The sequence below is a fragment of the Microcoleus sp. K1-B1 genome, from assembly GCF_036704705.1.
In the GTDB taxonomy this organism is placed as follows: domain Bacteria; phylum Cyanobacteriota; class Cyanobacteriia; order Cyanobacteriales; family Microcoleaceae; genus Microcoleus.
This window is the reverse complement of record NZ_JAUBSH010000049.1, coordinates 11,741-36,230: the sequence shown is the minus strand read 5'-3', so window position 1 is coordinate 36,230 and position 24,490 is coordinate 11,741. Positions and strand designations below refer to the sequence as shown.

The window sequence follows — 24,490 nt, the reverse complement described above, 5'->3', positions numbered from 1 at the left end:
TTATTTGTTATTTGGTGGCAACTTCTAAGAATTATGCGTAAATTGGCCCTAATTTATCACCTGACGATGCAACCGGAAACCATATGATTTGTGGCACAACCCGCCGGGGATTGAAACCCCCGTCTCATAGTTAAAGTCGGTTGAAACCGACTGAAAATTCGTCTGATGATGCAGCCGGAAACGATATGATTTGTGGCACGATCCGCCGGGGTTGAAACCCCCGTCTCATAGTTAAAGTCGGTTGAAACCGACTGAAAATTCGTCTGATGATGCAGCCGGAAACGATATGATTTGTGGCACGATCCGCCGGGGGTTGAAACCCCCGTCTCATAGCTAAAGTCGGTTGAAACCGACTGAAAATTCGTCTGAAACTGATGTAGATCAACTAACTCTTCAGTCCTCTTTCAGAGGACTTTCGCTATGAGACAGGGATTTCAATCCCTGGCGGACTCTGCGACGAACTAGCGGACTCTGCGACGAACCAACTAGCCCGGACTGCGCGGACTAACTACTAACGCAAGCGCGTTCCGCCACCCGGTTGCAAACCCGGAATCCCGCCCGACGATGGATTTTGGGATCTAGGCCGCAATCCGGGCGGGAAACTAAGCAGCACTTTTTCATTTCCTTTCAAACCCGATCGCACTTCCGTCTTATCATCCACCGTCATACCAGTCTTAATCGGCATAAAAGCAGGTTTGCCATCTTCTCCACCGGGAACAAAAACCCCCGTTTCCCTTTGTTGGCGGACAATTGCCGCAGTCGGAACTACCAAAACATTTTTAAGTTCACCGGCCTTAAATTCCACATTCACATTCATGCCCGATCGCAGCATTTGTTTATCATCATTAATAATTGCCGCTTTTACCTCAAAACTTGTCACATTTTGCTGGACGATCGACTGAGGCGAAATTTGAGTGATTTTACCTGCAAAAGTCTTTCCCGCAAAAGCATCAGCTTGAATAGACGCAGCCTGGCCGATCTTAATCTGAGAAATATTAGTTTCTGCTACGTTTGCTACTAATTGATTTTTTGAAGCTAAGGACAAAATCGAAGAAGAAGTCGCCGAAGAAACCGCACTACCTGCCGTAGTGGGAGTCACAAAAGCGCCCGGATCGGCGTACTTGCGGGTGACAGTGCCGGTGAAAGGAGCCCGCAGCACAGTGTCGTCGATCAGCGCTTGAACGCTTTGCAGGCTGCCTCTAGCGGCGAGAACTTGGGCGCGGGCTTGGGCGATGTCTTCCGGGCGAGAACCAGCTTCTAGCAGCGCCAAAGCTTGTTGTTTTTGCTCGACGGCGGCCTGCCCCGCAGCGATGTCTTCCGGGCGTGCGCCCGATCGCGCCAGGGCCAAAGCTTGCCGTTTTTGCTCCACAGCGGCCCGCCCTGCTGCGATGTCTTCCGGGCGTGCGCCCGATCGCGCCAGCGTCAAAGCTTGCCGTTTTTGCTCCACAGCAGCCCGCGCCGAAGCGATTTCTTCGGGGCGAGCACCCGCTTGCAGCAAAGCTACAGCTTGTTCGGCTTGCCTGACTTGCGTTTGAGCTCGATCTCGCTCGGTGCGGGAGTTGTTGACAATTTGCAAAGCAATGGCTCCGGCATTGTAGAGTTCCTGATTTCTCTGAAAGTCTTCCTCTGCTTGGTTTTTGGCGTATTCGGCATCTCTGAGTTTGGCGATTGCTTGGGCGATGTCTTCAGGGCGATTGCCCTTGAGCAATTTTTGTAAATTTGCCTGTTGTTCAGCTAGTTGTGCCTCCGCTACGGCAATATCCTGGCTTCGATTGCCGTTGAGCAATTTTTGTAAATTTGCCTGTTGTTCAGCTAGTTGTGCCTCAGCTACAGCAATGTCTTGGGTTCGATTACCGTTGAGCAATTTTTCCAGACTTGCCTGTTGTTCTGCTAACACTGCCTTAGCCACAGCAATGTCCTGCGATCGAGTGCCGTTGAGCAATTTTTGCAGGTTTGCTTCCGCGGCTGCGAGTTGTCCGCGAGTTTGGGTAAGTTGCCCTTGGAGGTTGGAGTCGTCCATGTAGGCGAGAATCTGCCCTTGTTCAACCCTATCTCCTTCATTGACAAGCAAACTTTTGAGCATTCCTGAAGTTTTGGGGCTAACGTTAACGGAACGTTCGGGCACTATTGTGCCGTTTGCCGAAATTGTAATCGGCAAGTTCAGCCTTTGGACAGCAACGGTTTTTTCCTTGCGTCTGGTTTCGCGGCTGGATTTGACTGTGAGTTGGCTGTAAGCTGTGTAGCCTACTCCTGCAAGCAGGGAAGTGGCGAGGAGTCCGCTAAGCCACGGAGTCAGCTCTTTTTTAATCTGAAAATGCTTTACTAAGTACATATAAATTAGACCGATCGGGCGTCTGTTCAATTTAGACCGATCGGGAACACAAAAGGTTCAAGAGAAGTCTGACTAAGTTTTTTCTGGTGTTTAATGCTTGCGGGCGATCGAGTTTCGATCCCAACATCGATCTCGAGTGCAGCATAAAACCTGTTGGGCCAAATGCGCGATAATGAATGAAGATAGTTTAATCTCGCATATCCTAATCCTTCATGCAATTTGAGTGGGACGAAGCGAAAAACCTTGAAAACATCCGTAAACATCAGATTGATTTTGCCGATGTTCCCACGATGTTTGATGGTGAAATGCTGATTGAGCTAGACAATAGTTTTGATTATGGCGAATATCGCTGGTTCGGGAGCGGTTCTCTCGGTTCTGGAATAGCGGTAGTAGTCTGGACAGAAGGTCAAAAAAATGTAATCCGAATTATTTCAGCGCGAAGAGCCAACCGTCATGAACAGAAACAATTTGAACAGTACCTCTGGTACTAACTGGGCCGCCTTAGAGTCAAGGTCAGAAGAGAATATCGACTACTCAGATATTCCACCGCTGACCGATGAGTTTTTTGAACGAGCGACTTTACGTATTCCAGCCGATAGAGCACACAACTTAGTTCAGATCGATCCAGATGTAAAGCAGTGGTTTGAGGCTCAAGGAGAACAGTATAAAACTCTAATTAATAACGTTTTACGCCAATATATAGAGAACAATAACAAAACCCAGAACTCAGCATAGCGGTGCGTTTTAAGTGGTGGTGCATAGTATTGTGGGTAAGTTATCGCTCTTTCTATCCTGCTTGAGAAATAATTTGCCCTATATCTTGAGGGATTGCACCTGTTGCCAGCATTGCACGTATTAACAGCTCAATGGAAACCGAATCTTCGCCATTTTCAGCTTTGCCAACACGAGGTTGGCTGGAGTTGATTTTCTCAACTAACTCTGCCTGTGTCATCAATTTTTGCCGACGTTCTTTGAGATTAAGACTGAGCGCTAACTTAATGTCAATTAGGATCGATTCCTCTCGTGAAAGTTCTAAGAATTCCGAGGTTGAGCCAATCTTCCATCCTTGATCTTCTAGACGCTTCTTTTTGGCTTCATCCATAACATTACTCCTCTATACATGAGGCATTACGAGAGTTTCAGCTTGCTGCCAGTGTCTGAGAAGCACACCAGCCTCTATGCGTGCTTATTGACTAAACAGATCGAACTTGTGAAAAGTTCGATCGCCAATTTCCTACTTAACAAACAGCCACTACACCTAACTCTGTAATCGCCGCCTCCGGGCCCACCAAAGAAATATACGGTTCGATGAAGTATTTCTTAGCAGCATCCCGCGCTTCTAAAGATCTCACCTGTGCAATTTCTTCTTGAAACTGCTGGTCAAATTTAATTCCCAATCCCAAAATTTCGTACCAACCTAAAACTTGGGCAATTTGCGAATTAGTTTGTTTTCCTAAAGCATATTGACCGAGCATTTTATTCTTGCAAGCTTGCAATTCTTCCTCGCTTAGTGGGATGTTGGCGAGTCGATCGACTTCTGCGCGCAATCCCTCAAAAGCAGTCGCCGTATTTTCCGGCGCCGTACCCATGTACACGACAAACTGAGCCGTGTCCAAGCGCGTCGCGTACAGCGCGGAAACGTCGTAAGCCAAGCCCCGCTTTTCCCGCAATTCCACAAACAACCGGCTCGACAAACCGTTACCCAAATAAGTATTCAGCAACTTAATCGCTGCGTAATCGGGATTTCTGACAGAGGGTGCGAGGTAGCCCAGCATAATCACTGATTGCTGCGTATCTTGCGCCGTAACGACCGATTGAGGGGAGGGTGACAGGGGGGGGACGGTTAAAGTTGGCAGGGGTGTTAAAGGCGCTTTCCAGTCCCCAAAAGTTCGCTCGATCAGGGCGATCGCATCTTCGGTCGAGATTCTGCCGGCTACAGAAATAACTACATTATCGGGACGGAAATAGGTTTTGTGGAACTGTTCGAGATCGTTTCTGGTGAGCTTTGACATCGTAGCTTCCGTGCCCAAGGGAGAGAAAGCATAGGGGTGTTCCTGATACATCGAGTGCCGCAATTGCTCGAAGGCGATCGCAAACGGCTGTTCTTGCTGCGATCGAATTGCTGATATGGCAATGCGGCGTTCAAGTTCGACTTCAGCTTCCGGGAAAGTGGGCGATCGCGTCAATTGCGCCGCCAACTCCAAAATCTCCTCAAAATCCGCAGAAACCGTCTTCAAACTCACTAAAAAATAGTCTGTAGTAGAGTCGGCACTCAACCTCGCTCCCACCGATTCTACACGCTCGGCAATTTCCAGCGAAGACAGTCGATCGGTTCCCTTAGTCATTACCGCCGACAGCAAGTGACACAATCCTGCTTGTTCCGGCTGCACGTAGCGACTGCCGGCCCGCAGGAATATCCTAGCTGCAATAATATCTGCTGCTGGATTTTCTGCTGCTAAGACAACAATACCGTTGTCTAAAACCGTGCGCTGGATTTCATTGTTCATTGAATTCTTTGTTAACTGTTGACTGTTGACTGTTGACTGTTGGCTGTTGACTGTTGACTGTTGGCTATTGATTGTTGACCACAGTAACAGATACATTTAAGCCGGTAAATTTAGGAATCCACCTAAATCTACTTTGTATGGCATATGCTTAAAACGATCATGACTTAATGTAACCATCGCTCTTGCTGTTTTAGTTGCAAGTCTTCTTTTACCTTGTTTCAATTAACCGTCAACCGTCAACCGTCAACCGTCAACCGTTATTAGATTGGTTTGAGTACCACGGCTGTATAGCGTCGGGGAGAGAGATATTGTTGAGCTAGGCGCTGAAGGTCTAAGGGCCCAAATGCTTTAATCCTCGTGGGATAGCTAAGCGCTAATTCGGCACTGGCGATCGTATTGTAATATCCGTAAAGACCCGCTAGCTGTCCCGGCGTTTCGAGCGAGAAAGCAAAATCGTTGCACAGCAAACGCTTACAGCGGAGCAATTCTACTTCGGAAACTGGCTCAGACTGCAATTCCCAAAGCCGATCGCAAATCCGAGATTCCACCTCTTCGACATCCTTCGCTTCCAAGACTGCAGTGATAGTAAATAAACTCGATTCCCGTTGCAACGAGAAAGTGCTGTCGATCGCCTCTACCAATTGTAATTCTTCCCGCAGTTCCCTGACTAAACGCGAAGTCCGCCCGTCTGCGAGCAACACCGACAGCAAATCCAAGCCGCAAGCACTTTGCAAGTGTTCAACTCCCGGGCCTGTCCAGGCCATCATTAGCCGCGCTTGTTCCAATCGCGGGAGGCCGAGTTCCTGACGGCGAATTTCTATCAGTGGCGGTTCCGCCTCAGCGGTTAATTTGGGACAATCCCACCGATCCGAAAACTGCTCGAATGCTTTCTCCGTAACATCTCTGGCCTGTTGTTCATCAATTCCCCCGACTACCACCACAGTCATATTTTCCGGCTGATAGTGCGATCTGTGAAAACAGCGCATTTCGTGGGGAGTTCGCGACATCAGCAGCTCTTCCGTGCCGAGTACCGATCGCCTGTAGGGATGCCGCTGGTAAACTGTTTCCATCATGGCTTGGAAACCCAGCCAATCGGGATTGTCTTGAGCTTGGCGGATTTCTTCTAGCACCACATCTCGCTCGCGATCGAATTCCTGATCGGGAATTGAAGCGCGCAGTAGCAATTCTGCCAGCGGCTGCGCTGTTTCTGCTAAATAATCGGCCGCAGCGTTGACGAAAAAATGGGCGTAGTCGTGACTTGTAGCTGCATTGGCGACACCGCCGCGATTTTCGATTACCTGGTCAAATTCTCCAGGGGCGATCGAATCCGTCCCTTTAAATATCATGTGTTCTAGAAAATGAGCCATTCCCGACCAAGAATCCGGCTCTAGCGTAGCGCCAGCCCTCACCCATACGTCTAGCGCGACCACCGGTGTGGCCGAAATCCGCTGGTGAATGACCGTTAACCCATTATTCAGCTTCCAGACAGTGGCTGGGAACTCTAAAGCAGTGAGCAGTTGAGACAAGCTAGTTATTCTTAAACTTTAGTTAACTTCGGCTGCAACTATGGTAGCGCTTTCCAGCTCTGCGATCGGGATTAATTGATACAGAAAGCATCACTCATCTGCCATCAATCCTTACTCATCAGTTATTTTTTGCTTTTTGCTTTTTTTCAAGCAGTCTCAAATACTTACCCTTTTTTTGCTCAAAAGTCAATAGGTTGCGCGGGATATTAATGAATCAGTCGGGAGAAAGAGGATGTTATCAGAATATATCAATAAATTAAGAGATGTAAGAACACTAAAGACATTGAGAGGAGAAACGACAGATGGTAGCTACCTTAGAAGATACCAAGCGCCAAGCGATCGCAACTAAATTAGCAGACATGAAAGCGCTGCAAAACCTGTTGATCGCCAACGAGCAATTGTTCATCAATTCCTGCAACGACTCCGAACTAGCCCAGCGCTTCCGGGATATGCTCGAAGACGATCGCAAAAACTTGGGCGTATTAGAAACTACGATCGTGCAATACGGCATTCAAGCCGAGCCCAAAGAAACCAGCACAAAAATGATTGAAGAAGTTCAGAAACTCATGAAAGGTTCTGAACTGACCATGTTTGAAAAAGTCGCTCAGCACGAACTGCTCAAACACAAACAAACAATGGCCGGCTTGTTAATTCACAAAGCCGCCCAAGTAGTCGGCGCCGACATTGAAGCCGCCATTACCCCGCTAAATACAGTTAACTTTGAGAACCGCGCTCACCAAGAACAACTCAAAGGAGTTCTCGAAATTTTAGGCGTGCGCGAACTGACCGGCAAAGACCCCGACCAAGGCGTTTGGGCTCGCGTACAAGATGCAATGGCAGCCATGACTGGCATCATCGGCGGTGCAGTTACCCGAACCAAAGATGAGATGAACATCACCGAAATCATCACCATGGATCACCGCAAAGCCGATACCCTATTTATGGAAATCGAAAAAACCGACGACCCGAAAAAACTGCAAGAATTCTTCGGTCAGTTGTACAAAGATTTAAGCGTCCACGCAGAAGCAGAAGAACAAATTGTTTACCCAGCAATTCGTACCTACTACAGCAACACTCAAGAGCTGTACGACGAGCAAGCAGAAATGAAGCAAATGCTCGCCAAGATTAAGTCAATGAACCCCAGTTCTTCTGATTTCAAAGCCCAAATCAAACTGCTCAAAACAGCGGTTCAGGATCACGTAAAAGAAGAAGAAAACGATATGTTCCCTCAAATTCGCCGCAACTTTAGCGAAGCACAAATGGAACAAATGGCTACTCAATTCAAAGCAGCCAAAAGCACCATCCAGCAAGAAATGGCTAACTTGAGCTAATTCAGCAGCGAGCTAATTGTAGCTCTAGGCGAGCTCAAAACTAGCTAAACTGCAACCTATCAATCCCGCTACCAAGGTGGCGGGATTACTGTTTTGTGTAAACTCACCAATGTTCAAAAACTAATATAGCGGTTCTCAAAAAAGTGAGGTATGCCCTATGCCCTATGCCCTATGCCCTATGCCCTATGCCCTATGCCCATGAGTACCTCATCTTTCTGAGAAAGGCTATATCAAATCTGTTAGCATCGGAATTATTCATCTATCTATTCTCGACCTCTGCGTGAATCAGCGTCAATCCTTTGTCATCTGCGGTTAACAAATTATCTTTTTTAAACCGCAGATAAGGGCAGATCAACACAGATTAACGCAGATTATACGCCCGACGATGCTACCGGATTTGAGTTAACTAAAAAAATGAATAAACCCGCCCTAGGTAACGCGGTTGTGGGGGCGGGTTTATTTAGATTGTGAGTTATAGTCAGAGATTGTGGGTGAAAGTCGCCCCCACAAAATGCGGTTATTTATATATTAACTCGCGCCAAATCTATCCGTTAATCACAGAACCGCCGTTGGGATGCAAAATTTGACCAGTCATGTAAGACGAATCTTTTGAAGCTAAAAATACGTAACTGGGGGCAACTTCATCGGGTTGACCGGCGCGTCCCAAAGCCGTGTCTGCACCAAATTTTTCCACTTTTTCTTCAGAGAAAGTTGCAGGAATTAGAGGCGTCCAAATCGGGCCGGGGGCGACTCCGTTGACGCGAATTCCTTTCTCAGCTAAACTTTGAGACAAGGAGCGAGTAAAGGCAACAATTGCTCCTTTTGTGGAGGAGTAATCTAGCAATTGTTGATTGCCTTTGTAGGCGGTGACAGAGGTAGTGTTGATGATGGTACTTCCTTCTTTGAGGTGTTTGAGAGCGGCTTTTGTGAGGTAAAACATTGAGAAAATGTTGGTGCGGAAGGTGCGCTCTAATTGTTCGGCGGTGATGTCTTCAATGCTTTCTTGGGGATGCTGTTCGGCGGCGTTGTTGACGAGGATGTCGAGGCGGCCGAATTCTTTAACTGTTTGTTCTACAAGGTTTTGGCAGACGCTTTCATCGCCGATGTCGCCAGCGATCGCAATACAGCGCCGGCCTTGTTTTTCGATCGCCTCTTTGGTCTTTTTAGCATCATCATCTTCGTTAAGATAGCTGATGACCACGTTAGCGCCTTCCTTGGCAAAGGCGATGGCCACCGCACGCCCGATACCGCTGTCTCCGCCAGTAATTAAGGCTACTTTGTCCCGCAATTTGTCGCTACCACGATATCCCTCCGCGAAGGATTGAGGTTGCGGAGTCATTTGAGATTCAATACCGGGTTGTTGTTCTTGATGTTGAGCCGGATTAATCTTCTGTTCGGTTGGCATAAAAAATTCCTCTAAGTTCTACCTCTATAAATAAAGGTTTTCTGTCACTAGGGAATCGCTCTTTTTGCCGATCGCGCTCTACGACTAAAGACAGTAATTAAAGAGATAAATAAACCCGTCAGCCGAGCCCATGATTGTGGCGGGCGGATTTATATAAATTGTGAGTTTTCCTCAAAGATTGTCGGTAAAACGCGCCCCTACGAGCATCGGGATATATTTGTTGTAGAGGCGGGTTTCACGAAAAATATTTCCGGTAATTCAAGAAATCCATAAATCGGCCCGCGAGCCTCTAATTATTATCACAACAGCAAAAAGCACGCCAAAACATCATTTGACGTGCTTTTTCAACAACTTAACTGTTAATTGCTGAGTCTCGAACTAGAAACCCAACTTAACATTAAAACCACGCACCCTCAGCCTTCTGAGGAGTTAGAGGATTTGGAGGAGTTAACGGTAATTCCTCTAGACCGTTCCTTTTTAAAAACGATAGAACCAGCGACTTCACCTCGCGTTCGAGGTTGGGGTCAGGAACAAAGCTGCTAATACCTGCACTCTGAGGTGCAAGCAAGCTGTTGTCCTGTACGAGAGCCGCCGCTGAACGATCGGGGTTATTCAGAGGATCGGGGATGCTAGAACCAGTTACCACACCCGTGCCGCCAGTCAACGGATCGGTTGTCGCTGTTGGCGTCGGTGCCACCGCAGTAGGCACTGTGTTAGGGCCCGGCACGTCAAAGCTAACCGGGTTGGGCCCAGTTCGGATCGGGAAATTGTTGGGAACGCCCGGAGTATCGAAGACTTCCAAAACCGAGTAAGTGGCTGGCGCCAAATTATTAAACCGAGCAATCCCAGCAGCATCAGTTCTGACCAGCGGTTCTGTTGCAGCATCGTAGCGGCCGTTGCCGTTGAAATCCAAAGTGAAAGGCACATCGGCAAGGGGAGGTTCGCTTCCGTCTTTTATACCGTTGCGGTTGTCATCTCGGAATTTAGGAACCAAGAGGTCATAGCGGCGAGAGTTACCCACCAAAGCGCAAGTAAAGGTTTGATTCGCACCCAGAACAACATCTACTGGTTGAGTCGTTTGGAAGTAACCAGGAGGCGTTACTTCTCGAATGCTGTAATTGCCGGGGCGCAAATTGTTGAATGCAAAAGTACCAAACTGATCGGTAATAGTGGTGGGTTCATTTGCTTGCAACTGACCGTCACCATTGCTATCGATAAAAATGGTGACACCAGGAATAGCGGGCTCATTTCCATCTCGATAACCGTTCAGGTTGAAGTCCTCAAACTTACACCCGGTGATATTGCTGTTAGGTGTGTTGGCAAAGGTAACGTTGGCGTCCTGAAGATTGAGGGTAACATCGACGCGATCAGCAGTAGAAGGGGAGAAATTCGGCGGTACCACTTCTCGGACGACATAGTTGCCCGGTGCCAAGTTGGTAAAGGCAGCTCTTCCCTGGTCATTTGTGATCAGTTGCTGTTCTCCAGTGTTGGGAGTGCCATCATTGTTGGTGTCGAGGAAGACGGTGATACCACTAATTGGCGCTTCACCCTGATTTGGTTCAAAGCGACCGTTGGCATTCAAGTCGTTGTATTTGAAGACATTGATGATTGGTAGAGTGTTGCCCACACCGGCATTACTGCCAATACCCTGAGTAGCTCCAACCGGAGAAAAGGTAAGTGATGGTTGGGGGTTGGTGGCTGGTAAAGTTGTAACTGGTGCTGCAAAAATCGGCCGCTCACCAGTGGTGGCGATCGATCTTTCACCTGGTTGTTGAACGCCGTCGCGGTTGGAGTCTACGAATTTAGGGTCGTTTGGTTTCAGCGTGTAGGTTGAGTCTGCTACTAGCAGCGGTTGCTCTTTGCTGATGGTACCCTGGAATCGTGCCTGCGGCCCTGGTGCCGAAACTAGAGCGGGGTTTTGAGTGGTTGCTACTGGAGCATTGAGGTTTCCTGGGGCACCGCCACCTACTTCTGCAGGCAGTACACTGGGAAAAATTTCCAACACTCTGTAATCGCCAGCTCGCAAATCCTTGAAGGTAACTACTCCGTTCGCATCTGTGATGGCTATCGGTTCGGAGCCAGCTCCATCCCAGCGACCGTTCCCGTTCACATCTAAAATAAACGGTACTCGGGCAATGGGGGGTTCCAAGACTCCATTAACCACATTTCGCGTGCCGCTGCGGTCTATGTCTCGAAATTTGTTAACTTCAATTTGATAGAGCGGAGTATCGCCAACTTGAGCGCAGGCAAAGGTTTGACCTGCTGCTACCGTCACGTCCAGTACGGGAACGTTGCCGGGGGGAGTGCTTTGGGGAAAATCTTGTGTTTCTAAGGGTTCTGCGTCCGTAGCATTAATTTCTAGTCCGGTAACAGAATTAATCTGTCGTCTGATCCGTTCTTCCCGAATCTTGTAGGTTCCGGGTGCTACGTTGAACGACCATGCACCATTTTTGTCTGTTAAAGTATTCTGTTCCCCTGCGTCGCGTTGACCGTTGCCATTTGAATCAATATAGATCCTGACATTTTTAATGCCCGGTTCATTTCCATCTCGGAAGCCGTCGGCATCTATGTCTAGGTATTTGCATCCAACGATTCGGCTGCCTGTAACTGCGGTGTTGCCAAAGAAAACGTTAGCATTTGTGTTGCCGACAGTGACTGCGAGGGGGTTGGGAGTGGTAGCCCGGAAACCAGGAGGTACTGCGGTTTCCGTGAGTACGTAGTTGCCAGGGATAAGATTTATGAATGAGAACGCGCCGTTAGCGTCCGTTGTGGTTGAGACTTCGCCAGTACCAGCATCAAATACACCGTTGCTGCTGTTTGCTGGTTCCAGGAGGATGGTGATAGGTGGTAGTGGGCTCGTCCATGATTCATTTGCCTGTCTGATCCCATCCCCGTTCAAGTCATTGAACTTGATCCCTAAAATTGCCGGGCCAGCATTCCCAACCACAACTGGCTGTAATTGCTGGGAAAAGCGTTCTTCGTTATCTGTCATGATTTCTCTCCTTCACACCTAAATCCACGTAAATTACAGACTACTGTATGGGTTGTAACTTGCTGAGTAGTTTTTACTAATAGCTGACAACCGCTACTCGATTTTACATACGTCTGCACTTGAGGTAATGTTCCCATCTCACACAACAATGCCTCAAGCTTTGTCGCTGGCAAGTATATCAGGTTTTGAAGAACCCTGGCAATTTGAGGGCAACATCTTCACGATTTGCACGCCTTCTCTGTCCGTACATACTTGCTGTTTCGAGCTTTCAAAAGCCTAAGACTGACTTCTCCCCCCTGAGATCGAGTCCGGCGGCATCGTTCTTGTTTGTCCTGGTTCGCTGTGCTTGACGATCGCATCGTCTGGGATTGCCAAGGACAGAGAAGCAGCACCGATCAAGCTACCGGACTTGATATGACTTGCTTTGTCTGGAAATACGCCGATCGGGTTTGGGGGAATTACCTGATAGTTTCTCACTCACAGAGATGCTACTGCCTCTGAATCTTGCACCCAATATACAAGCCAGCTTCGGATTTGCCGGAACTTAGGCTTGAGTGTTGGAGGTTGCCAACAATAGGGTATCACGCGATCGCCCTTTAACCTCTTCCTGATTTTTATCTGCGGTTTGAGATTCCGGGCGATCGAGCTTTGTGTCACCCTACATAATCGAGAAATCTCTCGCAGCCACAGTGCTGACCAAGTGCCCGATCGCCCCTTTAATTAATTCATTTTTGTTGACAATTTCACCGAATTGTGCATTATAACCCATACCGACATTCTCTTGCCCAAAGTTAGGAATATTGCCTAAATTCGCAATAGGTCGATCGACCAACAAATCACTAATTCGATAAGTCTCACCATCCGAACTCAAAGGCAAGATATCTGCCCCAATATTATTGGCTGCAGGTTCGGCCGCATAGCTGCTGGCATTCGTCAGCGGGTCGCGATTCAAGGATTTAGCCACCCTACCCTCAGCCTCCCCCGTCACCACATCTCCCGTCACCACATCGATTTGGCTAGCCCGAATATCTGCCGAGACAACAACTAGCGCAGGCGGAGTCGTTTGAATGAAACCGGCCGGCGGAACTTCGCGGACAACATAACTACCTACCGGAACGTTACGGAAACTGTAATTGCCCTGAACGTCGCTTAAGGTACTCGCTTCGCCTGGATCTAAACTGCTGTTGTTGTTGAGGTCGATGTAAATTTGAGTATTGGCGATCGGCGGTTCGCCCGGATCTAGGCGGCCGTTGGCGTTAAAATCGTTAAATTTCACACCGCTGATGGTGCCTGTCACCAACACGTTACCAAAGCTGAGATTAGTGGCATTTGTGCCGTTGCCCACGGTGATTGGAGTCGGATTTGGTGTGGTTTGTCGAAAACCGGGCTGCGGGACTTCCCTGACCACATAGGTCCCTTGAGGCAAATTGATAAAAGAGAAATTACCTTCGGGGTTGGTTAAAGTCGAAGGTTCGCCCGGATCTAAACTGCCGTTGTTGTTGAAATCAAGGTAAATCGGCCAGTTGGCAACTCTCGGTTCCGTCGGTTCGTTGATACCGTTAGCGTTGAGGTCGTTGAACTTGAAGCCGCTGATGCTGCCAGTAGGAAAATTGTTGCCGAAATTGACGCCAACAACGTTGGTATTGCCGGTGATGTCGATCGGGCCTGGATTTGGCGTAGTCTGTACCCATCCGGGTTGCTGAACTTCCCTCACCAAATATCGGCCGGGAGAAACATTGGCAAAAGTGTAGTTGCCTTGCGGGTTTGTGATGGTATTGGGTTCGCCCGGATCAAAGCTGCTGTTGCCGTTGAGGTCGATGTAAATTGGCCAGTTGGGCAGAGGGGGGTCTGTCGCATCTCGGACGCTATTGGCATTGAGGTCGTTGTATTTGAGACCGCTGATGCTGCCGACAAAAAAGACATTGCCAAAATTGATGTTGTTGACAGTGGCGTTGGAAGTAACGTTAACCGGGCCGGGGTCAGGCGTGGTTTGGAGAAAACCCGGTTGCTGGACTTCTCTCACCAAATATGTATCTGCAGGAATATTGACAAAAGCGTAATTGCCTTCAACGTTTGTCAAAGTAAAAGGTTCGCCGCCGTCGAGCCTGTTATTGCGGTTGAGGTCGAGGTAAATTTGCCAGTTAGCTAGCCCTTGTTCTCCGGGATCTCGGTTGCTGTTGTTGTTGATGTCGTTGAATTTTGTGCCTGCGATCGTCCCTGCGTTAAAGTTGTTGCCAAAATTGATATTGCCAGCGTTTGTGCCGCTGGTAATTGTGATGGGTGCGGGATTTGGGGTAGTTTGGCGAAAGTTCGGCTGCTGGACTTCCCTAACTTGGTAAGTGCCCGGTGGCAGGTTCGCGAAGATGTAGTTGCCTTGAGCGTTTGTGACGGTGGAAGGTTCGTTAAATTCTGGCTGGCCGTTGTTGTTGAGGTCGAGGTAGATTTGCCAGTTGGGAATGGGGACTTCTCCGGGATCAGGGAGGCCGTTGGCGTTAAAATCGTTGTATTTAGTGCCGCTGATGCTGCCGACTTGGAAGTTCCCGATGTTGACGTTGCCGATGTCTATTTGGCTGGCAATTCTGGTGGGGGTGGATTCGGACATGGTGTTGCTGGGGCCCAATGAACGCGGTTCAATGTTTTCTGTAGGGCAATCTAGCAGTTTTTTTGCCAATTGCAGCTATTTCAGGGGATAAATTATTTTTAGGAAAGGGAAGGGGAGAGTGGGAGAGTGGGAGAGGGGGAGAGTGGGAAAAATCTTCACGCTTGACTTGTTGGCTTAACATCCATCCGTTAAATTCTCCCTTGCCAATGCGTTGCCGAACTTCACGCTTGACTTGTTGGCTTAACATCCATCGGTTAAATCCCGTAGATTGCTCGTGGCCGAAATTCCCAATTTTTTCCAGATTTGATGTACGATCGCTACCAGTTTTGCAGAGGTCGAATTCCCAATGTCCCAAAACTTGACAGCAAGCTGGAATGAAGCCCGCGAGGTTCCGAGTTTGCTCTTCGGCTGGAGTTTGTGCGGTTTATTGGCAATAGGCTCGATCGCCCCTACTCCTGCTGTCGCACAGCTACCTACCTCCGAACAGAGTAACAGCAACAGCCCGATCGCTCAAACAGGTGCGATCGTCCGCCCCGCAATCAAATTGGGCAGCCGCGGCTCGGAAGTGATCGAACTCCAAGCTGCTCTTAAATTATTGGGCTTTTACACTGGCACTGTAGACGGGATTTTCTCACAAAGCACCGCTAGAGCTGTGTCTCAGTTCCAGGAAGCAGCAGGCCTGCCTCCCGACGCCATAGTCGGTCAAGATACTTGGAACCGGCTGTTTCCTGCAGCTCCGAGCGCGATCGAAAACCCCATAGCCAACGCTCCTGTAACTGCCAACAACTCAGAGATTAACCCCCAAGCGCAGTCAACCAATTTTCCCGTTTTAAGAAGACGAATGCGGGGGGCGGCAGTCAGAGATTTGCAAGAGCGGCTGCGGGCCAAGGGATTTTTGCGGGTGAGTGCTGACGGCGTGTTTGGGCCGGAAACTCAAGCTGCTGTCAAGGCGGCTCAGCGACAATATCAACTGCCAGCAGACGGCATTGTCGGCCGCGCTACTTGGGAAGCTCTGCTGCGTTGACTGTTGACTGTTGACTGTTGACTGTTGACTAATGACTGTTCGGTGTTAACAGCCAAAGACTGCTTGCTACTTCAAAACTTCAATATTTTAGGGCCTAGCATAGTCGATGTAACGCCGTACTTTGGTAAAAAAACCCGGTTTCTACCTAAGTCCTAGATTTTATTGACCAACTGCACATTGTGCGACATTGTAATTTTACAAATTGTTAATAATTGATTTCGGGAGTATTTCTGCAGGTCAAAAAGTGTCAAGTTTGGTAAACAAAGTGTTTTTATGTGCGGAGTTGGTGTTAACTTAAAAACATGAGGGGCAAAACCAAGAAGCACAAAAAACTTGGATAAAAAATTTGGAATTAGAGTATTTGTCCCGCTCGGCTCTAGTCCGCAGGCAACGCCTGAACCGTGTAGCTTATTAGCAAAGAAAGGTTGACATTGCGCTCGGTATTTGTTAGATAGCTTGAGGCTATTGCATGAATCAAAAGTTGCGATCGCACAGTCAAACACAGAAGTCTGAATAGACTCCGCTGATAGCTAGCTCGTCTGCAGAGTAGTTGCAAAAAAGTCCACCTTAGTTGTAGTTTGCTGAAACTCAGCAGAGCTAAAAACCCACTTGAATCAACTGAATTTACAAACTTTTTAGGGTCTGGCATCCGATATGCTAGGCCCTAAAATTTTGTTGTGGGTTATTGGTTATTGGTTATTGGTTATTGGTTAAGCTCCTTTAAATGCCGAACAGCTTAGCCGGAAAAGATATTCCCAATGCCCAATGCCCAATGCCCAATGCCCAATGCCCAATTTCCAATAACTATTTAATCTCCTCAATTCGAGCATTCAAACCGTTAGCGTTGAGCATTTGTAGCAATTCCTCAGCTTTTTCGCGTTCCCGAAAAGCACCGGCTTGCATCACGGGTCGTCCGCTGGAAAAAGAGCGAAAAGCACCGGGAACGAGGGATTGCATTTTTTGTCGATCGCCCCAACTGTTGGCATCCACCACAACTCGATAGCGCAAACCCAAAGCAGACGGTAGATCGAATGACGGTGAATTATCCGCGGCATCGGGCAAAGAATTCCCCCCTAAAGCAGCAGGTACATAGCCGCCCCTTCCGATCGGAATGTTGCGGCCCGGAACTGGCAATCTACCCTCGGAAGAAACCGAAATCGAACTATCAAAATTGGGAGGAATAATTGGTTGCTGTACCGAAATTTCCGAAACCGATCGATAATTCGGATCGGGTACAGGTATTGCGATCGCCCCTTGGGCTACCGATGAAGCAGCGGCATTCCTCCCAGAAAGCTCTTGCTGCAACTGAGCGCTTGGCGGTGTCGATCGATTTTGCACCGGTCGCCTTGAAACGGGCGCAGGCGGGGGAAGTGGCGCTCTTTCAACTCTGGGGCTTAGCCGTCCGGGAGTGTAAGCAGGGAGAGAAGTGTCTGGGCCACCGATGCTGGGAGGTCGATCGGCCCTTAGCTGCAAAGCACTTCCCCCCATTGGCCCAGGGGTAAAAGTTCCCGCCACATCAACCGAACCCGTCGTCCGGCTGCTCGACAATTGATTGCCGTAAGCTGGGATTACTTGACCTTTTGCCGCATTGTTCACATCGTACTGACCGTTGTTGCGAATGACATTGCCCCCCGGTTCGGCAGCGGTTCCCAAATCCGGCAGAGATCTCGATATCGCCACAATTCCGTCCCGCCGATTACTCTCGATATAATTGTTACGCAGCACAGGCCTAGCATCAGCTTGCACCACCACGCCATCCTTATTGCGAGTAATTTTGTTGCCGATGAGCAGAGGCGAAGCGTTCTGCGCTACATTCACTCCAAATCCCGTGTTTTCAAACACATTATCTCGAACTTCCGGCTGGGAACTCCCAAAAATCGTAATGCCGTTAGCTCCATTTTTCGAGAAAACATTCCCGCCAATCGTTGGCCTGGAAGTACCCACTACCGAAATGCCGTCGTGAGTGCTGCCAGAAAAAGTATTGTTGACAACCGTCGGAGAACTCGATTCGATCCACAAAGCGTAACCCCGATAGTTGGTATTCGTCACCGTCACCCCGCTGAGTCCCGCCCCATCTGCGCCTAAAATCGCAATATTTTGACCCGCCGAAGTCGGACTGATAAAGTATCCTCCGCCTTTGATGACAATATTCTGACCGCGAGTGTTGGGATTTCCCTGAACTGTCACGCTTGGCCTGAGCATTAATGGAAATTTTTCGCCGGTTTGCTCGCTGTAAGTACCGGGCGCTAGCAAAATCGCTGTTTTGGGCGGGGCCACGCTTAAGGCGTAGGTAAGGGTTTTAAACGGAGCTTGATCGCTGCCGTTGCCCCCCGTGTCGCTGCCGCCGATCGAGCTGACGTACAGTATGTTGATGTCGCTCTGCGGCGTCTGAGAATGTAGCTGCACTCCCGGTATCCCGGCAGCGATAACTGACGGTTGATGGTTGCAAAGGGCGGTGCTGGCAAAAACGAGCAAAAGGCAAGAACTCAAACAAGATTTTTGCGATCGATTTTCTTTGCACCAGGTCTGTTGTAAGTAAATCAGCATAAAAAAACGCAACTTATCTGTGATCCGAGTTTCGCCTCCGGTGTTTCGTGTCGGGTTTTCGTGATCGAAGTTTAAAGACGCCCGCTTGCTTGGGTTGTTCTCCCTTAATCTTTTGTGTTGTTCTGCTAACCTCACGGCTCTCCTCCCAAGTGTGGTATGCAGCTTAACGATTTCACTCTCATCAAGTTTGATCTATTATGCTTCGTTTTTCTCAAATTCAATAAAACTTAAAAATTTGTCTAAATTAGAACTCTTGCAAAAATACAATGCACCCCACCCCAACCCTCCCCTTAGTAAGGGGAGGGGGCAAGATTATTCTTGTTTCCCCCCTTAATAAGGGGGGACTAAGGGGGGTGAATTTGACGAGAGCAAGATATCTATTAAATCGGTTGAAGTAAAAATTAGGCCGATCGCTTTGCTACGATCTTCACGGCGTGGGAGAATGTAGCGGGTTGATTGGTAAGATTAATTATAATTAGGGTGGTTCTGAATGACCGACAAACAAAACAGAACTTTACCGGCACAGCCAGCCCTCTGCCGGATTTTAGATGCAAATTTAGATCGATCGCGCGAAGGGTTGAGAATTATTGAAGAATGGTGCAGGTTTGGTCTCAACAGCGCCGATTTAGCTGGCGAGTGCAAGCAACTGCGTCAAGAATTGGCTGCTTGGCACGTCGCAGAACTTCGCAGTGCTAGGGATACGCCGGCTGATCCGGGTACGGAGTTGACTCACCCGCAGGAAGAGCAGCGTTCGAGCATTCAGCAGCTACTGGAGGCGAATTTCTGTCGGGTGGAAGAAGCTCTGCGGGTACTGGAAGAGTATGGCAAAATTTACGATCGGAATATGGGCGCGGCTTTTAAGCAGATGCGCTATCGGGTTTATACTCTCGAAAGCGATTTGCTGGCTTACCGGCGCTACCAGCAGTTACTTCGATCGCAGTTATACCTTGTAACTTCGCCCAGAGACAACTTGATGGGAGTCGTGGAAGCTGCTTTGCAAGGCGGACTGACTTTGGTGCAGTACCGCGACAAAAGCTCAGACGACGGCGCAAAGCTGGATAACGCGCGCAAGCTTTGCGAACTTTGTCACCGCTACGATGCTTTGCTGATTGTCAACGATCGCGTGGATTTGGCGATTGCAGCGGATGCCGACGGCGTACACTTAGGACAGGGAGATTGGCCTGTGGCGGAAGCGCGCAAGTTGCTCGGCCCGGGACGGATCATCGGTTGTTCGACTACGAATGGCGAGGAAATGCAGCGAGCGGTTGATGCGGGAGCAGACTATATTGGAGTTGGGCCGGTTTACTCCACTCCTACTAAACCTGATAAACAGGCGGCGGGTTTGGACTATGTGCGGTATGCTGCTACTAAGTCGCCGATTCCGTGGTTTGCGATCGGCGGAATTGATATCAACAACCTAGATGAAATATTGAATGCCGGAGCTCAAAGGGTTGCCATAGTACGCGCAATTATGGAAGCTGAACAGCCTACTTTAGTCACGCAGTTTTTCATCTCGCAGTTGATTCGGATGCAGAATCTAAAAGCTCAGAAAGCTTTGCACGGGAAAAGCTAGGTTTATTTGCGATTTGTAGGGCGGGTTTAGCACAGGAAATCTGTGCATAAAATATAATTTTGTTACCAAACCCGCCCAAAAAACAGATATTTTACTGATGATAAATCAAATTGCGCTGCAAGTTAACGGAGAAACCCGCAATTGTGCGATCGACACACCGTTACCAAAATTACTAAAACAATTGGGATTAAACCCGCGCTTGGTGGCTGTGGAGTACAACGGGGAAATTCTGCACAAACAATTTTGGGAAACTACACAGATGCAAGAGGGCGACATCTTAGAAGTTGTCACAATTGTCGGAGGAGGTTAGGCACAATTTGGTGACAAATTAAACCTCTATTCAGCCAGGGAATGAATTCCCTGGCTAATAGCTAAAGTCCTCTCAAGAGGACTAATGAGTTCTTCAGTCCTCTTTAGAGGACTTTCGCTATGAGGCAGGGGTTTCAACCCCTGTCGGACTGTCGGACTATCGGTTTGACGTTAAGTTATCAAGAATCAGCCGAACCTAGGAACGTAGAATTAAACTGCCGCGGGTTCAGCCACAGGTGCTGCTACAACAGGATAAATGCTGACTTTCTTGCGAGTTTTGCCTTTTCTTTCAAAAGTCACCACACCGTCAATCATGGCAAACAGAGTATCATCTCTGCCGATACCAACATTGTTACCGGGGTGAACTTTAGTGCCGCGTTGACGGATCAAAATGTTGCCAGCTTTGACAACTTGACCGCCGTACTTTTTGACACCCAGACGCTGAGAATTAGAATCGCGTCCGTTACGTGTACTGCCTGTACCTTTCTTGTGGGCCATAATATCCTCAACTGTATTTACTATGTTTTATTCTGAATCAGTTTCGGCGGTTTGGGGAGTTTCAACAACTGCTTGAGTTAAGTCTCTGGCTGCTAATACTGTACCGTTGACGCTAATCGAGTCAATCATAAAGCGAGTTGTTTCTTGACGGTGCCCTTTTTTCTTCCGAGTTTTCTTTTTCGGCTTCATCTTGTAGACGAGGACTTTGCGGCCCCGGAAATGCCGGAGAACCGTTCCTTCTACAGTGGCATTTTCTAGTAGAGGCTGGCCGATATGAACCTCGCCTTCGTGCTGGATCAGAAATACTTTGTCTATGGTGACTTTGGATTCAGCTTCAACGTGAAGCAGTTCGATGTCGTAGAAGCGGCCTGGTTCTACCCGAAATTGTTTGCCGCCGGTTTCAATGATTGCGTAAGTCATGGGATGGTTGTTGAGATTGCCGTACAGGTAGCTGATGAGTCATTGGTCATTGGTCGTTGTGGACTTTTGACGGCTGACTGCTCTCCAGCTTTTGGAATGTCTTAACCTGATCCGAGCCGGATTTAGACAGACAATCTATCATTATTGGGGATTGTTGTAGTTTTGTCAAGGTAAAAGAGAGTTAATCTTTTCTAATTGTTAGTTTGATAACTGATTTGTGGCGGCGAATTACGGAATGCTTACAGAGTTAAATGTAGATTTTCTCAGATTATGTCTTCTGAAATAGAGCAGGTAAAAATGGCAAATCGCATCTGGAAATTCTTAAATACTGATCTCAAAGAACTGTGTTCCGCCGAAGCAGCGGAGGGAATCGGAGAAGCTGGGAAAACAGCCGCCGAATTGGCAAAAATGATCAAAGAACAAGGGCTGGACAATAGCAATTTGCTGCTAGAGATTTTGAACTCTCCCTTAGCTCAAGTTGTGGGAACTGGATTGCCATTTGTCGGGATTGCGGCGAAAATGCTGGCGTTTTTTATCGAAAAAACTCAACAGCAGCCGACTTTAGCTGAGTGCATTTTCCTCGTCAGTCAGGCGGCTTATCTGGAAAGTTTTAAGGATTTTCTTGAACAAGACGATAGTCTGTTAAATCGCATCGGGCAAACTCCGGTTTCCGATAAAGTCAAGCAGTTGCTTAAAAAATTGGCGGATTTAGAAATTAGCGATAAAGCAGCGAAAGAAACTGTTATTTGCTTTCGCGATTCGATATTAGCTAAGGAATTCAACCTAGTGCTGTCAGAACGGCTGCAACAAGCCGGACTCACTGCCGATGAAGCTCAAATTTTGACAAAGAGAGTTGCTGCTAATACTCACGGCTATTTGATCGAAGCTTGGGCAGTTTCCGGCGAAGCCATGAAACATCTTGGACAGCCTTCTATCAGCGAATGGCGGGAGGAACAGGAGAAATATCACAGCATTGACAATTACCTGCAAGAACAGATTTCCTCTCTACCGCTAGAACCGGTATTTAAAGAAAATTTTTCATTCAAAGATATCTACGTGCCTCTGAAAGCAAAGCCAATTGATAAAAAGGCCAATCGTGTTAAAAATACAGAACCTTTCGATTTAGCGACTTGGGCAAAAAAATTGCTTGAGTATGGCAAAAAAGAAAATAAAGTAATGTTTGTCGAAGCTGGACCCGGACGCGGCAAGAGCGTTTTTTGTCGGATGTTTGCTGACTGGGTGCGACAACATTTGCATCCAGTTTGGACTCCCGTGTTAATTCGACTGCGAGATATTCCCATATTGCAAAAGAGTTTTCGAGAAACACTCAAAGAAGCAGTTAATGCTAGTTTTGCTAGCGATGACGGCTGGTTGACAGATAGAAACACGCGATATTTGTTTTTCTTGGATGGCTTTGACGAGTTGCTGATGGAGGGGAGAAGCAGCGGCGGTTTAGAGCAATTTCTCAAGCAAGTAGGACAATTTCAGCGAGACTGCGATCAGAATTCGGAAATGGGACACCGGGTTTTGATTACTGGCAGAACTTTAGCTTTGCAAGGGATTGAAAGGCAAATGCCAGATAACTTAGATCGAGTCGAAATTCAGATAATGGATGACGGACTACAGCAACAGTGGTTGAGCAAGTGGGAAGCCCAACTAGGGGCCGAAAAAACCTCAGCTTTTCAGAATTTTTTGCAAGATAAATGCTGTCCACATAATGTAAAATCAGAACTCTCGCGAGAACCGCTCTTGCTTTATCTGTTAGCGGCAATGCACCGGGACAAAATCTTGAAAGTTGAGGATTTTCAAGGAACTAACAGCACTCAAGCAAAAATTTTGATTTACAACCAAGCTGTGAATTGGGTACTCACTGAACAGCGGTCTAAATTGCTCAATCGCAATTTGACCGAACTGGAGACAGAAGATTTGCGGCGCATCCTTACAGAAGCAGGATTGTGCGTGGTGCAGTCGGGAGGGGAATGCGCTCCTGTAGCGATGATTGAGAAACGATTGAGAGAAGACAACTCGGTTAAAGCCTTACTTGAAAAAGCACAAATACCGATTGGCGATAATCCTCTGAGAAATGCTTTGGCGGTTTTTTATCTTCAGCAAGGCAGTAAAGAAGGTTCTGTGGAATTTGTACACAAGAGTTTTGGTGAATTTCTGTGTGCGGAACGATTGAAACAAAGTCTGGAAGACTGGACGGAACCGGGAAAGAAACGTATTAAATTTAATACTCAAGACTCTCAGATGGATTGGGAAATTTATGATTTGTTGGGTTATGGGGCGCTGACGGAAGAAATTGTGGAATATTTGATGGGGTTGTTAACAACTCCGGCTGCTCCTGGCGAGGAAAATCTGTTTCGGCCTGTAGAGCTATTCGAGCGTTTGGAAAATTTTTATCTGCGGTGGTGCGAGGGGGAATTTATTGATGCGCCGCCGGAAAATTTGCCTCAGAAGAAGATGCGCCTACTGCGAGATCAATTGAAAACCCAAGAGTTGGGACAGCGACAAATAGATGTTTATGCTGGTTTGAATGTGATGATTTTGCTGTTGGAGTTGCACCGTTACGGTCAAGAGACACCTGAATTTAAAGATAAAATGGTGTTTTATCCTTGTGGGAAACCTAATGCTGAAGGTGAACTTGACGATGCAATTCGGTTGTTGCGTCTCATCGGTTATAGCCGTTGTGTTGGGTATTTTGACTTTCTCCAAACAGTTGGGACATTCCTCAGTGGCGCAAACCTCAGTGGCGCAAACCTTGGCGGCGTAGAACTCTGTGGCGCAGACCTCGGCGGCGCAAAACTCAACGGCGCAAACCTCAACGGCGCAGAACTCAGCGACGCATACCTCTGGGACGCAGACCTCAGCGGCGCACACCTCAGCAGCGCACACCTCAGCAGCGCACACCTCAGCAGCGCACACCTCAGCGACGCAAACCTCAGCGGCGCAGACCTCAGCCGCGCAAACCTCAGCGACGCAGAGCTCAGCGGTGCAAACCTCAGCAACGCACACCTCAGCCGCGCAGACCTCAGCGACGCAGACCTCAGCGGTGCAAACCTCAGCAGCGCAGACCTCAGCCGCGCAAACCTCAGCGGCGCATACCTCTGGGACGCAAACCTCAGTGGCGCAGACCTCAGCCGCGCAGACCTCAGCGACGCAGACCTCAGCGGCACAGACCTCAGTGGCGCAGACCTCAGTGGCGCAGACCTCAGCAGCGCAGACCTCAGCGACCCAGACCTCAGCCATCGCACTTTTGGCGATGTCAAATGGAATGAGAATACAAAGTGGGAGAATGTTCGAGGTTTGGATACAGCCGTTAATTTTCCAGAAGTGTTAAGGCGACAGCTAGGAATACAGTAAAAACATTTTTCCAGGCTTGGCGTATCATTTTTATGGACAGGCTTTCCGGCCTGTTCCACAA

At 48.2% G+C, this 24,490-nt stretch carries 19 protein-coding genes; 7 read left to right on the top strand and 12 right to left on the bottom strand.

The genetic code is table 11. The features are described from left to right. Nucleotides 1-511 precede the first annotated feature (511 nt). Nucleotides 512-2,332, bottom strand: a complete 1,821-nt coding sequence (locus QUA83_RS18260) for an efflux RND transporter periplasmic adaptor subunit (RefSeq protein ID WP_333294923.1) — start codon at nt 2,330-2,332, stop codon at nt 512-514. A gap of 212 nt (nt 2,333-2,544) precedes the next feature. On the opposite strand from QUA83_RS18260, the gene QUA83_RS18255 reads away from it, so the two are divergent. Beyond that, nucleotides 2,545-2,823 carry a BrnT family toxin gene (locus QUA83_RS18255; protein ID WP_333294921.1) on the top strand — a complete coding sequence of 93 codons (279 nt, stop codon included), beginning with the start codon at nt 2,545-2,547 and terminating at the stop codon, nt 2,821-2,823. Next, a complete protein-coding gene (locus tag QUA83_RS18250) occupies nt 2,786-3,067 on the top strand; it encodes a BrnA antitoxin family protein (RefSeq protein WP_333294919.1) in 282 nt (93 codons plus the stop codon). Before QUA83_RS18255 ends, QUA83_RS18250 begins: the two co-directional genes overlap by 38 nt. 52 nt (nt 3,068-3,119) lie before the next feature. Here the strand turns inward: QUA83_RS18250 and QUA83_RS18245 are convergent, their stop codons facing one another. From QUA83_RS18245 to QUA83_RS18235, 3 genes are all read right to left on the bottom strand, one after another. Then, nucleotides 3,120-3,434 (bottom strand): helix-turn-helix transcriptional regulator, encoded by a 315-nt coding sequence (locus QUA83_RS18245; RefSeq protein ID WP_333294918.1) that lies wholly within the window; start codon nt 3,432-3,434, stop codon nt 3,120-3,122. Nucleotides 3,435-3,570: 136 nt separating this feature from the next. Next, nucleotides 3,571-4,839, bottom strand: coding sequence for a pitrilysin family protein (locus tag QUA83_RS18240; protein WP_333294917.1), 1,269 nt, complete (start codon nt 4,837-4,839; stop codon nt 3,571-3,573). 260 nt (nt 4,840-5,099) lie between these two features. Next, nucleotides 5,100-6,365, bottom strand: a complete 1,266-nt coding sequence (locus QUA83_RS18235) for a pitrilysin family protein (protein WP_333294916.1) — start codon at nt 6,363-6,365, stop codon at nt 5,100-5,102. A 302-nt stretch (nt 6,366-6,667) separates the two neighbouring features. Between QUA83_RS18235 and QUA83_RS18230 the strand changes: the two genes are divergently transcribed. Next, a complete protein-coding gene (locus QUA83_RS18230; protein WP_333294915.1) occupies nt 6,668-7,696 on the top strand; it encodes a hemerythrin domain-containing protein in 1,029 nt (342 codons plus the stop codon). 544 nt (nt 7,697-8,240) lie between these two features. Here the strand turns inward: QUA83_RS18230 and QUA83_RS18225 are convergent. The 5 genes from QUA83_RS18225 to QUA83_RS18205 form a co-directional block, all read right to left on the bottom strand. Beyond that, the gene (locus QUA83_RS18225; protein ID WP_333294913.1) at nt 8,241-9,101 is read right to left on the bottom strand and encodes an SDR family oxidoreductase; all 861 of its coding nucleotides are present in this window, start codon (nt 9,099-9,101) and stop codon (nt 8,241-8,243) included. Between the two features lie 397 nt (nt 9,102-9,498). Beyond that, nucleotides 9,499-12,093, bottom strand: coding sequence for an SdrD B-like domain-containing protein (locus QUA83_RS18220; protein WP_333294912.1), 2,595 nt, complete (start codon nt 12,091-12,093; stop codon nt 9,499-9,501). Nucleotides 12,094-12,369: 276 nt separating this feature from the next. Next, on the bottom strand, nt 12,370-12,570 hold the full coding sequence (locus tag QUA83_RS18215; RefSeq protein ID WP_333294911.1) for a hypothetical protein: 201 nt from the start codon (nt 12,568-12,570) through the stop codon (nt 12,370-12,372). 181 nt (nt 12,571-12,751) lie between these two features. Beyond that, on the bottom strand, nt 12,752-14,695 hold the full coding sequence (locus QUA83_RS18210; RefSeq protein WP_333294910.1) for an SdrD B-like domain-containing protein: 1,944 nt from the start codon (nt 14,693-14,695) through the stop codon (nt 12,752-12,754). Nucleotides 14,696-14,723: 28 nt separating this feature from the next. After that, entirely contained in the window at nt 14,724-15,050 is a 327-nt protein-coding gene (locus QUA83_RS18205; RefSeq protein WP_333294909.1) for a hypothetical protein, read from the bottom strand. Here QUA83_RS18205 and QUA83_RS18200 point away from each other — a divergent pair. Further along, nucleotides 15,042-15,719 (top strand): peptidoglycan-binding protein, encoded by a 678-nt coding sequence (locus tag QUA83_RS18200; protein ID WP_333294907.1) that lies wholly within the window; start codon nt 15,042-15,044, stop codon nt 15,717-15,719. The genes QUA83_RS18205 and QUA83_RS18200 overlap by 9 nt on opposite strands. Before the next feature lie 804 nt (nt 15,720-16,523). Here the strand turns inward: QUA83_RS18200 and QUA83_RS18195 are convergent. Then, nucleotides 16,524-18,209: a DUF1565 domain-containing protein gene (locus QUA83_RS18195; protein WP_333294905.1), complete on the bottom strand. Its 1,686-nt coding sequence runs from the start codon at nt 18,207-18,209 to the stop codon at nt 16,524-16,526. Nucleotides 18,210-18,756: 547 nt separating this feature from the next. On the opposite strand from QUA83_RS18195, the gene QUA83_RS18190 reads away from it, so the two are divergent. Then, complete coding sequence (locus QUA83_RS18190) at nt 18,757-19,839, top strand: thiamine phosphate synthase (protein WP_333294903.1); 1,083 nt, start codon at nt 18,757-18,759, stop codon at nt 19,837-19,839. 97 nt (nt 19,840-19,936) lie between these two features. Continuing rightward, entirely contained in the window at nt 19,937-20,149 is a 213-nt protein-coding gene (thiS, locus tag QUA83_RS18185) for a sulfur carrier protein ThiS (RefSeq protein WP_333294901.1), read from the top strand. Nucleotides 20,150-20,358: 209 nt separating this feature from the next. Here thiS and rpmA read toward each other — a convergent pair whose 3' ends face one another. Both rpmA and rplU read right to left on the bottom strand, forming a co-directional pair. Continuing rightward, nucleotides 20,359-20,646: a 50S ribosomal protein L27 gene (rpmA, locus tag QUA83_RS18180; RefSeq protein ID WP_333264627.1), complete on the bottom strand. Its 288-nt coding sequence runs from the start codon at nt 20,644-20,646 to the stop codon at nt 20,359-20,361. Nucleotides 20,647-20,673: 27 nt separating this feature from the next. Further along, a complete protein-coding gene (gene rplU / locus QUA83_RS18175; protein WP_333036112.1) occupies nt 20,674-21,066 on the bottom strand; it encodes a 50S ribosomal protein L21 in 393 nt (130 codons plus the stop codon). A gap of 270 nt (nt 21,067-21,336) precedes the next feature. On the opposite strand from rplU, the gene QUA83_RS18170 reads away from it, so the two are divergent. Then, nucleotides 21,337-24,429, top strand: coding sequence for a pentapeptide repeat-containing protein (locus QUA83_RS18170; protein WP_333294900.1), 3,093 nt, complete (start codon nt 21,337-21,339; stop codon nt 24,427-24,429). Nucleotides 24,430-24,490 lie beyond the last annotated feature (61 nt).